Source organism: Actinoplanes sp. NPDC051405, assembly GCF_055586185.1.
This window is the reverse complement of record NZ_JBVJIR010000017.1, coordinates 218,492-230,764: the sequence shown is the minus strand read 5'-3', so window position 1 is coordinate 230,764 and position 12,273 is coordinate 218,492. Positions and strand designations below refer to the sequence as shown.

10 protein-coding genes are annotated in these 12,273 nt (G+C 68.9%); 7 read left to right on the top strand and 3 right to left on the bottom strand.

Annotation, left to right across the window (positions count from 1 at the left end):
• Positions 1-7 precede the first annotated feature (7 nt).
• Positions 8-1,432 (bottom strand): aldehyde dehydrogenase family protein, encoded by a 1,425-nt coding sequence (locus ACZ6S4_RS32715; protein ID WP_465478613.1) that lies wholly within the window; start codon positions 1,430-1,432, stop codon positions 8-10.
• Between the two features lie 96 nt (positions 1,433-1,528).
• Between ACZ6S4_RS32715 and ACZ6S4_RS32710 the strand changes: the two genes are divergently transcribed.
• From ACZ6S4_RS32710 to ACZ6S4_RS32680, 7 genes are read left to right on the top strand one after another with little or no spacing between them, the layout of a single operon-like run.
• Positions 1,529-1,930 (top strand): PEP-utilizing enzyme, encoded by a 402-nt coding sequence (locus tag ACZ6S4_RS32710; RefSeq protein ID WP_465478612.1) that lies wholly within the window; start codon positions 1,529-1,531, stop codon positions 1,928-1,930.
• Positions 1,931-1,933: 3 nt separating this feature from the next.
• Complete coding sequence (locus ACZ6S4_RS32705; protein ID WP_465478611.1) at positions 1,934-3,247, top strand: hypothetical protein; 1,314 nt, start codon at positions 1,934-1,936, stop codon at positions 3,245-3,247.
• Entirely contained in the window at positions 3,244-4,443 is a 1,200-nt protein-coding gene (locus tag ACZ6S4_RS32700; protein WP_465478610.1) for a cytochrome P450, read from the top strand. Before ACZ6S4_RS32705 ends, ACZ6S4_RS32700 begins: the two co-directional genes overlap by 4 nt.
• A complete protein-coding gene (locus ACZ6S4_RS32695) occupies positions 4,440-4,658 on the top strand; it encodes a ferredoxin (protein WP_465478609.1) in 219 nt (72 codons plus the stop codon). The genes ACZ6S4_RS32700 and ACZ6S4_RS32695 overlap by 4 nt, the downstream gene beginning before the upstream one ends.
• Positions 4,659-4,675: 17 nt before the next feature.
• Positions 4,676-5,986 (top strand): hypothetical protein, encoded by a 1,311-nt coding sequence (locus tag ACZ6S4_RS32690; protein WP_465478608.1) that lies wholly within the window; start codon positions 4,676-4,678, stop codon positions 5,984-5,986.
• A 16-nt stretch (positions 5,987-6,002) separates the two neighbouring features.
• Positions 6,003-7,004 carry a DUF7064 domain-containing protein gene (locus ACZ6S4_RS32685; RefSeq protein ID WP_465478607.1) on the top strand — a complete coding sequence of 334 codons (1,002 nt, stop codon included), beginning with the start codon at positions 6,003-6,005 and terminating at the stop codon, positions 7,002-7,004.
• Positions 7,001-9,373, top strand: coding sequence for a PEP-utilizing enzyme (locus ACZ6S4_RS32680; protein ID WP_465478606.1), 2,373 nt, complete (start codon positions 7,001-7,003; stop codon positions 9,371-9,373). Before ACZ6S4_RS32685 ends, ACZ6S4_RS32680 begins: the two co-directional genes overlap by 4 nt.
• Positions 9,374-9,414: 41 nt before the next feature.
• Here the strand turns inward: ACZ6S4_RS32680 and ACZ6S4_RS32675 are convergent, their stop codons facing one another.
• Together ACZ6S4_RS32675 and ACZ6S4_RS32670 are read right to left on the bottom strand one after the other, a co-directional pair.
• On the bottom strand, positions 9,415-10,653 hold the full coding sequence (locus ACZ6S4_RS32675) for an NAD(P)/FAD-dependent oxidoreductase (RefSeq protein ID WP_465478605.1): 1,239 nt from the start codon (positions 10,651-10,653) through the stop codon (positions 9,415-9,417).
• The gene (locus tag ACZ6S4_RS32670; RefSeq protein ID WP_465478604.1) at positions 10,650-12,254 is read right to left on the bottom strand and encodes a PEP/pyruvate-binding domain-containing protein; all 1,605 of its coding nucleotides are present in this window, start codon (positions 12,252-12,254) and stop codon (positions 10,650-10,652) included. The genes ACZ6S4_RS32675 and ACZ6S4_RS32670 overlap by 4 nt, the downstream gene beginning before the upstream one ends.
• Positions 12,255-12,273 lie beyond the last annotated feature (19 nt).

Below are 12,273 nucleotides of genomic sequence, written 5' to 3'. Positions count from 1 at the left end.
ACTCCTGTCAGGACGGGTGGTGCACCGAGGTGTACTGCAGGTACTGCGACAGGCCCTCCGGGCCGAACTCGGTGCCCAGGCCGCTGTTCTTGTGCCCGCCGAAGGGTGCGGCGGCGTTCGAGCCGTACTGGTTGATCCCGATGTTGCCGGTCTCGAGCCGATCGGCCACGGCGCAGGCGCGTTCGACGTCCCGGCCGAACACCGCCGCCGCCAGCCCGTACTCGGAGTCGTTGGCCAGCCGGATCCCCTCGTCCAGGTCCCGGTAGGTCTGGACCACCAGGACGGGTCCGAAGATCTCCTCCCGGGCGATGCGCATGTCCGGGGTGACGTCGGTGAACACGGTCGGCTCGACGAAGAAGCCCCGTCCGACGTCCGGAACACCCCCGCCGACCACCACCCGGGCCCCGGCCCGCTTGCCGTCCTCGACGTAGCCGAGGACCCGCTGCCGTTGACGTTCCGAGACCAGCGGGCCGAAGAAGGTCGCCGGATCCATCGGGTCGCCGAGCGGTGCCGATGAGACGACATCGGCCACCCGTGCCACGATCTCGGCCTCGCGGTCCGCCGGTACCAGCAGGCGCGTACAGGCCTTGCAGGTCTGCCCGGTGTTGCGCATGGCCACTTTCAGGATGTGCGCGGCGAGCACGTCGAGGTCAGCGTCGTCCAGGACGATCGCCGGCGACTTGCCGCCGAGTTCCAGGGTCACCGGCCGCAGCATTCGACCGCAGACCTCGCCGACGTGCCGGCCGACCGCGGTCGAACCGGTGAAGGAGACCTTGTCCACGCCAGGATGCTGGAGCAGCGCCTCGCCGGCCTCGACACCGCCGGTCACCATGTTGAGCACGCCGGGCGGCAGGCCGGCCCGCGCGCCGGCGTCGACGAGCATGCGCGCCGCCATCGGTGTCTCCGCAGCGGGTTTCAGCACCACCGTGCACCCGCTCAGCAGTGCCGGGGCGAGTTTGATGATGATCAGGCTGGTCGGGTAGTTCCAGGGTGTGATCAGGCCGGCCACGCCGAGCGGTCGGCGCTGCACCTCGCTGTACCCGGGTGCCATCGGATTCGGCCGGACATCCGGCCGCTCAAGATCCGCGGCCAGTTCGGCGACCAGCCGCAGGAAAGCCGCGGCATACCCCGGCGCGTGGGAGCTCTCGGCGATCGGGGTGCCGTTCTCGGTGGTGATCGTGACCGCCATGTCGCGGGCCACCGCTTCGATCTGGTCGGCGAACCGCAGCAGGTACTCGGATCGGGCGCGCGGGCCCAGCGCCGCCCACGGACTCAGGGCGATGCGCGCGGCCGCAACCGCGCGCTCGACATCGGCCGGGTCACCGTCCGGGACGGAAGCCCACTCCTGCTCGGTGAAGGGGTTCAGCACGGCGATCCGCTTACGGCTGTGCGAAGTGACCCATGAGCCGGCAATGAACTGGTCCTCGATCACTCAGAACCTCCCTTGACGGCCGTGTGACCAGTGCCACAGTATGTGTCCAATGGTACGTCCATTTATTTGGTCCGACAATGAACAGAGGTCAGCCACATGAGTACGACGACCGGCACGCTGATCGGAACGGGTATCAAGGCGTTCGCCTCCGACAAGGTGGCTGAAGGCACCATCCGGTTCCTGGACTCGCCCGATGAGGTGCTCGACTTCATCGAGGGCCCGGACGTCGAGACCACGGTGGTGATCTCCCGAGGGGGAACGACGACCTTCATGTCGCCGGCCCTGATGGCCGGTGTCGCCGGGCTGATCACCCTGCAGGGCGCACCCGAGAGCCACCTGGGAATCCTGTCCCGCGAGTTCGGCATCGCCTGCGTGATGTCGACCCAGTTCTCCGACGGCATCCAGACCTCCCGGGGCGAGACCATCCCGGCCGACGGCACCCGCGTACGCCTCGACATCTCCGGGGATGCAGGGCTGGTCTACGTCCTGGAGAGCTGAGTCATGGCCGACGTCATCGATGTCCAGGCCTGGCTGCAGGCGTTCCTGGGCGAGGTCCCGCAGGGCACCGAGGGTGACCGCCGGATGCGCGCACGCGTGGCGGTGCCGTTCATGGACACCACCGACAGCGACGTGCGCCGGGACGAGCTGACCCCGGACGAGATCAACAGCTGGCTGGACTACGGCGCCTGGAACCTCTGGGACTTCATCCTGGGCCGTGCCTCGGAAGGGGAGTCCGGGCTCATCCCACGCCAGGAGTACGAGACGATCTCCTTCGTCCAGCAGTGGAACAACTATCCCCGGTTCATCCGGATGCTCACCGACGAGATCGGCGTGGACGGCCTCCTGGATCTGGCCAAGACCTCCAGCCGGGAGATCGGCACCAAGATCAATGTCACCCGGAACTGGGCGGCCTCGGTCTGCCCGATTCTCGGCCGGGGTATCGGCATCGAGCTCGGTCAGGACACGGCCGACTCGCGGGGTGCGGACCTGCAGGCCCTGATCCAGTTCGGCCGGCGGCTGCAGCACGGAACCTGGGGCGGTGGCAGCGGGTTCGTCTCCGGGCGCGGTTTTCAGGTGCCGACCCTGGCGAGCGACGTGCTGGCCTCGCTGGTGTCGCAGGTCTCCGAGTTCGACGACCCCGAGGTCCTCGACGCCTTCCGCAAGTTCAACGCCCGCACCGAGTTGTTCGGGTTCATGCTGCACTACGACTGCCGGGCCGGGATGGCCGACACCGGCCCGTACCCCCTCCCGGACGGTCGTTTCGCCATCGTCCGCGACCACTTCCTGAACGAGACCGCATACCCGTGGGCCGGCGTGGCCGAAGGGCTGCCCTACGCCGTCACGCAGGTCATGGTCTTCCCGGCCGACAAGGTCAGCGTGACCGTCAACGAGATCCAGACGACCTTCTCGAAGCCGAGCAACTACCTGGACTTCCTCCAGGCCGGCGTGGTCTTCGCCCGGGACCGGATCGACACCCCGATGAGTGAGATCCGGGTGCTCGACCAGGCCGAGCAGGCGGAGATCTCGCGGCGTTGCCAGACCGGGACCCTACAGATGTACCGGACCCTGGCCCGCAAGTCGCGCGACGAGAAGATCCGCGACGGCGTGATGGTCTACACCCGCGAGTTCCTCATGCCGCACGCGAAGCGCGTCGGCCTGTGGGACAAGTTCGTCGCCGAGGGTTTCGACACCATGCAGCCCCATGCCGAGCAGGCGTGGCCGACCCTGGTCGGCGAACGCGCCGCCGAGATCCTCACGCCGGTGCTGCTGTTCGGCAAAGGCTTCCCGCACGTCTCAGGAGAGGCGGCCGCGTGACTGTCACCGACTCGGCGCCCGATGTCGACCTCATGGATCTGCAGCCGTTCATCGACGGCCGCGAACACGAGCTCTTCTCCCGGCTGCGGGCGGCGGGACCGCTGCACTGGAACGACGAACCCGCCGGTCCGGGCTTCTGGTCGGCCACCCGCTACGCCGACGTGATCGACGTCGTGAACGACCCGGCGACGTTCATCAACGGCGAGGGCACCCAGATCCTCAGCCGGCGGGTCGAGGGTCACACACCGACGGTCCACAACATGGATCCGCCGCGGCACACCCAGATGCGCAAGATCGCGACGCCGCATCTGCGAGCGGTGAAGATCCAGCACTGGCAGGCCGTCATCGAGGCCACCGTGGACCAGATCCTCGACGATCTCGACGGCCAGGACGAGACCGAACTGGTGCACAGCGCCTCGGCCCTGCTGCCGATCCGGGCTCTCGGGCAGGTGCTGGGTCTTCCGCTGGAGGACTGCGGATTGCTGCTGGACTGGACGAACCGCGTCGTCTCCGACGACCCGGAGTACATGCGGGGCCCGGACGAGAAGGAGAAGGCGCGCAACGAGCTGTTCTCCTACTTCAAGGACCTGACCGAGGACCGGCGCGCCCACCCACGCGAGGACATCGTCTCCAAACTGGTGCACGCCCGGATCGACGGCGAACCGCTGAGCTGGGAGGACCTGGCCGCGTACTACTTCGTCCTGGTCGGCGCCGGGAACGAGACGACCCGCAACCTGATCACCGGCTCGGTCATCGCCTTCGACCGGTTCCCGGGTGAATGGGACCGGCTGGTCGCCGACCCGGGCCTGGTCCGGCCGGCGATCGAGGAGATGCTGCGGTACATCACGCCGATCCGGGCGATGCGGCGGACCGCGACCCGGGACGTCGAGTTCGGCGGGGTCCGGATCGCCCGGGGGGACAAGGTCGTCTGCTGGTTCCAGTCGGCCAACCGCGACGCCTCGGTCTTCGACGACCCGGACACCGTGTGTATCGACCGCTCACCCAACGACCACGTCGGTTTCGGATGGGGCATCCACGCCTGCATGGGCTCGCATCTGGCCCGGGCCGAAGTGGCCACCTTCTACCGCAAGGTGCTCGAGCGCGGCCTGCGGTTCCGGCCGATCGGCGAGCCGGACCGCTTGCACACCAACCAGTTCCACGCCTTCAAACGGCTGAGGGTGGCGATCGAACGATGACCGCCGAGATCCGAGAGGCAACCACGATGAAGATCGTCGTCGACTGGGATCTGTGCGCCAGTCACGGCCAGTGTGAGTTCGCGGCACCGGATGTCTTCCAGATCAACGACGACGGTGACCTCGATCTGTTGGAGGAGACGCCGGACGAGAGCCTGCGGGCCGACGTCGAGCAGGCCGTCCGGCGATGCCCCACGCGGGCTCTCAAACTCGAATAGCGGCAGGGAGACCAGTGATGACCGACCCCGAAGACTTCATGCGGTACGTCCGCAAGTTCATGGCCGAGGTGCCCGGCGGCGTGGAAGGTGACGCCGAGATGCGCCGCCGGGAGCCGCACCCGTTCGTCGACACCACCGCGGCGGACATCCGGCCCGACGATCTGACCGACGCGCAGATCCACAGCTGGTTCGACTACATGGCCTGGAATCTCTGGGAACTGATCGCCTCGCGGTCCACCGAGGGCGAGTCCGGGCTCATTCCCCGCCAGGAGTACGAGACGCTGTCCTTCGTGCAGCAGTGGGACATCTACCCGGAGGCCATGCGGCAGATCACCGCGGCGGTCGGCGTCGACGGACTGGTCGACCTGGGCCGCGTGTCCAAACGGGAGATCGGCACCAAGGTCAACCACTTGCGCAACTACGCCAGCGCCCTGATGGCCATGCTGGGCCGTGGAGTCTCGGTCACCCTCGAGCTCGAGGACCCGCAGAGCCGCCGCGGTGACGTCGAGACGGCGATCCAGTTCGCGCGGCGGTTGTGGCACGGCACGTGGGGCGATGGGCCTGGCCTGTCGTCCGGCCGGGGTTTCCAGCTCCCGCACCTTGACCGCGACGTGCTGGACGAGCTTCTCACCGGCACGAAGAACCTGGACGACGACTTCCGGGCCACGTTCCGCCGGTTCAACGCCACCACCGAACTGTTCGGCTTCATGCTGCACTACGACAACCGCCTGGGCATGGGCGACACCGGGCCGTACGAACTGCCCGACGGAACCTTCGCGCTCGTGCGCGACCACTTCCTGAACGAGCGCAACTACCCGTGGGCCATCGGGGTCACCGACGAGATGCCCTACGCGGTGACCGAGGTGATGGTCTTCGACGACCCGAGCATCAAGGTGAAGATCAACGACATCGGTACGACGTTCACGACGCCGTCGACCTACCTGGACTCCCTGTCCCGGGTGGCCGTGTACGCCCGCGACACCCCGGACACGCCGATGTCGCAGCTCCGGCTGCTCGAGGCCGACGAGATGCGCCGGATCTCGAAGCACTGCGAAGTCGGGACCATCAAGCTCTACCGCGACTTCGGGAAGAAGACCACCGACGAGAAGATCTGGAACGGGATCACCGTCTACTCCCACGACTTCATGCGCCCGATCGCGCAGCGGGCCGGTGTGTGGGACGAGGTCCGCAAGCTCGGCTTCGACGAACCGTCCGAGCTGACCCGCAAGGCGTGGCCGACCCTGACCGGCGGCCGGGCGGGCGAGATCCTCGCGCCGGTTTTCCTGATGGGTGGCGGGTTCCCGCGCTTCTCCGACCCAACGATGTGAGCCAGGAGTCTCGACCATGACTGTCACCACCCCGTACACCTCCAGCCCCAAGCTGTCCGATGCCGACGACCGCCGGCACCGGCTGGCGCCGTCGGCGCTGTCCCGGGAAAGCCTGATCTTCCTGCTGTTCATCCCCGAGGAGCGGATCGGCGCGATCGCCTACACCTGGGTGGACGGCGAGAGCCGGGCCGGGGCGATGGCGCTGGTGTTCGAGAAGGACAACGAGAAGATCATGCATGCCCACGTCGAGGGAGTTGCGGTGGAGCCCGGCCGCGACTTCGACGACTGGGAAGTGGGCTTCCTGCGGGTGCGGCACGGCCTGCCCCACCGTGAGGCCCATGTCACGTTCGACCATGAGGGCGTGTCACTCGACTATTCCTTCACGGCCACCACTCCGGCCTTCTGCTATCACGACAACAAGGACGGGTGCCCGTCGTTCCTGGCCGACAACCGCCTGGAGCAGTCGGGCACCGTGACCGGAACGTTGACCGTGGGCGACCGGGTGATCCCGTTCTCGACGACCGGTCACCGCGACCACTCGTGGGGAACCCGGGACTGGACGGCGATCCACCACTACCGCTGGATCAACATCCAGGGCGACGGGATCGCGATCAACTTCATGCATCTCGATGCGATCGATCAGCCGACCTTCCACGGGTACGTGGACCTGGACGGGCAGCAGTCCGCCATCGTCGGCGGGCGGTTCCGGATCGAGCGGGACGATGACCTGTTCGTCTACACCTCGGTCGACCTGGAGATCGACGACGAGCTCGGCCGGACCACGGTGGTGCGATCCGGGCCCCGTGAGGTCGCCGCGGTCTGGCGGGCCGGGAACATGAACTCGCACGACGCCGCCAGCTACTGCACGGTCGACGGCCGCCGTGCCCTGATGCACGTGGAGGAAGGCTGGCCACCGGTCTTCGTGCAGCATCGCCGGGCGATGGCCCACGCGGACGAGGACAGCGCCGAGACGAGGGCGGCGTTGGAGGTCAACCGGGCGATCGGAGTGAAGGAGTGACGACAACCGTCAGTTCCGGGACCGGATTCGAGCAGGTGGGCACCGGCCTCAACGTCTTCGAGCGCGCCGAGGCGGTCGAGGGAGTGGCGCGCTGGCTGGAGACCCCCGAGGACGTGATGGCCTTCGTGGCCGGTGACCCGGCGCAGGTCGCCGAGACCGTCGTCGTGGTCCGGGGTGGTACGACGACCTTCCTCACCATGGCTCTCAATGCCGGGGTGCGCGGCGTCGTCACCCTCCAGGGCGCGCCGGAGAGCCACCTCGGGATCTTGAGCCGGGAGTACGGGATTCCCTGCCTGATGTCGGTGAGTTTCGCCAAGGGGGTGCACACCAGCCGGGGCGAGACGATCCCGGCCGACGGGGTGCGGATCCGCCTCGACGTGACGACCCGGCCGAACGGGTCCGTGTGGGTCGAGGAGGACGCACCGGTCGACGAGAGCCCGGCCGCCGGCGCCGCACCGGCCATGTCACCCGAGCAGATGGCCCAGATCATGGCCCTGCTGGAGAAGTTCGGCGGCGAGGTCCCGCACGGCCCCGAGGGCGACGCGATCATGCGATCGCGGATGACCACCCGGGTGCTGTACGCCGACGGCGACTCGATCCACCGGGACCCGACCGTCACCGAGGTCAATGAGGCGATCAAGTACTACACCTGGAACGAGTGGGACGCGTTGGCCGCCCGGGCCACCGAGGGTGAGTCCGGCCTGATCCCACGCCAGGAGTACGAGGCGATGGGCATCCTCAACTGCTGGTTCAAACACCCGGGCTGGCTGCGGGCGATCCAGGACAAGGTCGGGATCGACGGCATGGTCGACATCGGTGCCCTCGGCCGCCGCGAGGTCGGCACCAAGATGAACATGCTGCACCTGTGGGCGATGGCGACCGCCTCGAGCTTCGGGCGCGGCATCGCCCTGGAACTGAACCTGCACGACGCCGGCTACCGCGCCGACGAGATCCGCACGACGTTCGGCATCGTCCGGCGGATGTATAAGGGGTTGTGGCAGGACGGAGGCTTCCTCAGCTCGATGCGCGAATACCAGGCGCCGCTTCTCGACCCGTCCTGGATCGACCGCTTCGCGGCCGACCGGATCGAGTTGGACGACGGCTCCCGGGCCACCTTCCAACGGTTCAACGGCGCCGCCGAGCTGATGGGCTTCCTGATCAGCTTCGACAACCGGCTCGGCCTCGGGGACACCGGGCCGTACCCGTTGCCGGACGGCGGATTCGTCATCGTCCGGGACCTGTTCGTCAACGAGCCGGCCTATCCGTGGTCCGATGCCGCCGAGGGGTTGCCGCACGCCTTCACCCTGGCGATGTTCTTCCCGCCGGGTACCGATCTGCAGATCAGGATCAACGACCTGTCCACCTTGTTCAGCGAACCGGCGAACTATCTGCCGTACGTCTCCGGTATTTCGGTCTATGCACGTGACACCTGGGACACTCCGCCTGCGGAGATCCGGCCGCTGACGTCGACGGATCTGGCGGCCTACCGGGATCTCTGCGTGGAACGCTCGGCCGCGCTGTACACCCGGATTGCGGCGATGAGCAAGCGGGAGAAGATTCTGGCCGGCGCGATGACGTACACCGCCGGGTTCGTGCTGCCGGCCGCCCGCGCGGCCGGTGTGTATGAGCAACTCGTGGACGAGCAGGATTTCCTCGGCGTCCACCCGGCCGTGGAGGCGTGTTACGACACGATCATCGGCGGCGTGGCCACCGAGATGATCCCGCGACTGTTCCTCACCGGGTCATGGGGCAACCCGGTCCCGGAGGGCACCTCGGACGAGCTTGCCGCCGGCACGGAATTCACGGTGCTGCACGCGTTGCGGGTGCGGGGCTTCGCCAGTGCGGTGCAGATCTCGGAGTCCACGGGCATGTCCGCTGAGGACGTCTCGGCCGAGCTGACCCGGGTCGCCGGGAACGGTCATGTGCGCGAGCGGACCGGGCGGATCAGCGGGTTCAGCCTCACCCCGGCCGGTCGGGCCCGGCACGAGATGCTGCGCCAGGACAATCTTCCGGCGGGCGACGTCGCGGTCGTCGAAGAGGCGTACGAGAAATTCCTGGCACCGAATGCCGCTCTCAAGCAGGCCGCAACCGATTGGCAGACCGACCGCGGCGGAGCCGGCGCGGACGTCACCGCGCGGGTCGGGCAGATCTACGCGGACGTCTCCGAGGCGCTCGGGCTGCTCATCAAGGTGCAGGGACGGTTCGGCGTGTACACCACCCGGCTGTCGGCCGCCCTCGATCGGCTGCGGTCAGGTGACGACGACGCGTTGGCCCGCCCCATGAGCAACTCGTTCCACGACGTCTGGATGGAGCTGCACGAGGACCTGCTGGCGGTCCTCGGGCGGCAACGAACGGACGCCGACGGCTGACTGTGTGGACCCGGGCCACCGCCCATGGGCGGTGGCCCGGATCAGGCCCGGGCCGGGCTGCTGCGCCGTAGGGCCGCGTTTCGGGTTGCCGCCAAAGCGAGTCCGTCCGCCCAGGACCCACCTCGGGCGATGAGCGCCCGGTACTTCATCACGTCCGCCCGCCGGTTGAGGGTCAGCACCCCGATCAACCTGTCGTCCTGGCGGTACAGGGCGGTGAACTGCTCGGCGTCCCAGTCCCCGGTCACCACCTGCGGTTCACCGACCGGCAGCCCGGCGAACTGGATCCGCTGGTCGTACCAGTCCGACCAGAAGTACGGCACATGGCGGTACGCGGTGGCGGCGGACGGGTTCAGCAGGTTGGTGATGGCGTGCGCGGCCTGGTCCCCGGCGTTGGTCCAGTGCTCGAGCCGCAACAGGGCGCCGTCGAAATCCGGACTCGCCCACCGGGCGACGTCGCCGGCCGCCCACACGTGGTCGGCTGCCTGCAGGTTCTGGTCGCACACGACGCCGTTGTCGATGGTCAGGCCGGACCCGGCGAGCCAACCGGTGCACGGCTGGGCACCTATGCCCACCACGACGAGGTCGGCCGCGATCTCGGACCCGTCGGCCAGGCGGACCGCCTCGACCCGTCCGTCTCCCACCAGTTCCCGGACGGCGACGTCGCACCGGAGCCGGGTCCCGTGCCGTTCGTGCAATCGCGCCAGCGCTCGCCCGGCCGGCACTCCGACCGCCCGGACCAGTGGGGTCGGCAGAGCCTCCAGGATGGTGGCCGGCAGTCCCCGGCGGCGGGCCGCCGACGCCACCTCGGATCCGATGAAGCCGGCCCCGATGACCACCGTGCGCGCTCCGGCGTCAAGCGCGGAACGGATGGCGGTGGCGTCGTCCAGGGACCGGAGTACGTGCACGCCGGTGAGGTGCTCGGTGCCCGGCAGCGTGCGGGGCGCGGCGCCGGTGGCGATCAGCAGGTCGTCGTAACGGATCTGCTCGCCGCCCACTGTCACGGTCCGTCCGGCGGGATCGAGTGCGGTCGCCGGTGCACCCAGGCGTACGTGCACACCCAGAATGTCCTCCAGGCGGTCGACCCCGTCGAAATGCGGCGGCAGCGCTCCCATCTCGGCCAGGTACTCCTTGGACAGCGGTGGCCGGTCGTACGGCAGGTGGCGTTCGTTGCCGATCAGTGTCAGGCGGCCGGTGAATCCGTCCCGGCGGGCCGCCTCCACCGCGCGCAGGCCGGCCAGCGACGCGCCCACGACGACCACGTGCCGCCGGTCGCCGGTCACGCGCTGACTCCCGTCGCGGCCCGGGCCCATTCCTCGAGCCTGGCCAGCTGCGGCAGGCGTACCGCGATCGCGTCCTCGGCATCGATGCCGGTCGAGGTCACCTCGCCACGCCACACCTGACCGGTGGATCCGTCGATCGTGATCACCTCGCCGGCCGCGATGCGGGAACCGTCCGGGAGCCGCAGACCCTCGTCGGTGATCTGCACCTCGTCCGCGCCGACCACGGCCGGAATTCCCCAGCCGCGTGCCACCACCGCCGCGTGGCTGACCAGGCCACCCCGGGTCGTGAGGATGCCGACCGACGCCGCCATCCCGGCCACATCCTCCGGGCTGGTCTCGCGCCGGACCAGGATCACGTCACCGTCCGCATCACACGCCGCGTCGCTGGACAGCACGACGGCGCCGGTCGCCCGACCGGGTGAGGCGCCGAGGCCGGACGTGACGTGCGCGGGCGGGCCGTCACCGTCCCTGCCCTGGGCCAGGATCTCGTCGCGGGCCTTGACCCGGACACTGCCGGGGGCACGTGCCAGGGCCTCGTCCGGGGTGAGCCGGATGTCCGGATCGTCGGCCAGATCGACCGCGATCCGGGCCGCCGCCAGGGCGCCGCGCTGGCCGATCCGCGTCTGCAGCAGCCAGAGACGTCCTTCCTCGAGGGTGAACTCCACATCGCACATGTCCCGGTAGTGCACCTCGAGCCGGCGCAGCACCCGTGCCAGCTCGGCATGGACCTCAGGCAGGTCGGATCGGAGGCGGGCGATCGGCCAGGTCTTGGCGATGCCCGCGACCACGTCCTCGCCCTGGGCCCGCGGCAGGTAGTCGCCGTACAGCTCGGGTTCGCCGGTCGACGGGTTGCGGGTGAAGACGACGCCGGTGCCGGACCGGGGGCCGCGATTGCCGAAGACCATCGCCTGGACGTTGACCGCCGTACCCATCGTCTCGTCGATCGACTCGCGGGAGCGATACACCCGGGCCCGTGCGCAGTCCCAGGACCGGAACACGGCCTCGGTCGCCTCACGCAGCTGGACGAAGGGATCTTCGGGAACCGGACGTCCGGCCAGGTCGGCGATCCGGGTCCGGATCGTGATGGCCCGCGCGCGGACGGCACCGGCTGTTCCCGCCGCGGTCTCGTCGGGCCCGAGGGCTTCGGCGGGCAGGCCCATCACCGTGGTGGCGAACATCAGCAGGAAGCGGCGGTAGCTGTCCCAGGCGAACCACTCGTCACCCGAGACGGCGGCCAAGCCGGCCACCGTCTCGGTGTTCAGGCCGAGGTTGAGCACCGTGTCGAGCATGCCCGGCATGGACACCGGCGCCCCGCTGCGGACGGCCAGCAACAGAGGATCGGCGGGATCGCCGAACCGGCGCCCCATGACCTCGTCCAGGCGTTCCACCTGCTCGGTGATGGCGGCATCCAGCCAGGCGGGCCAGCCGTGCTGCCGGTACTCACGACAGACCGGCAGCGAGATCGTGAATCCTGGTGGCACGTTCATGCCGAGGGTCGATGTCATCTCGGCCAGGCCGGCGCCCTTGCCGCCGAGCAGTTCGGTCAGCTCGCGCGGCGGCGCCGTGTGGGAGTGGTCGAACGGGTACAAGCCGTTGCTCATCGTTTCGCACCTCGGTGAT

Coding starts and splice junctions, on each gene's coding strand:
- ACZ6S4_RS32710 (WP_465478612.1), top strand. CDS start 1,529: ATGAGTACGACGACCGGCACGCTGATCGGAACGGGTATCAAGGCGTTC.
- ACZ6S4_RS32705 (WP_465478611.1), top strand. CDS start 1,934: ATGGCCGACGTCATCGATGTCCAGGCCTGGCTGCAGGCGTTCCTGGGC.
- ACZ6S4_RS32695 (WP_465478609.1), top strand. CDS start 4,440: ATGACCGCCGAGATCCGAGAGGCAACCACGATGAAGATCGTCGTCGAC.
- ACZ6S4_RS32690 (WP_465478608.1), top strand. CDS start 4,676: ATGACCGACCCCGAAGACTTCATGCGGTACGTCCGCAAGTTCATGGCC.
- ACZ6S4_RS32685 (WP_465478607.1), top strand. CDS start 6,003: ATGACTGTCACCACCCCGTACACCTCCAGCCCCAAGCTGTCCGATGCC.
- ACZ6S4_RS32670 (WP_465478604.1), bottom strand. CDS start 12,254: ATGAGCAACGGCTTGTACCCGTTCGACCACTCCCACACGGCGCCGCCG.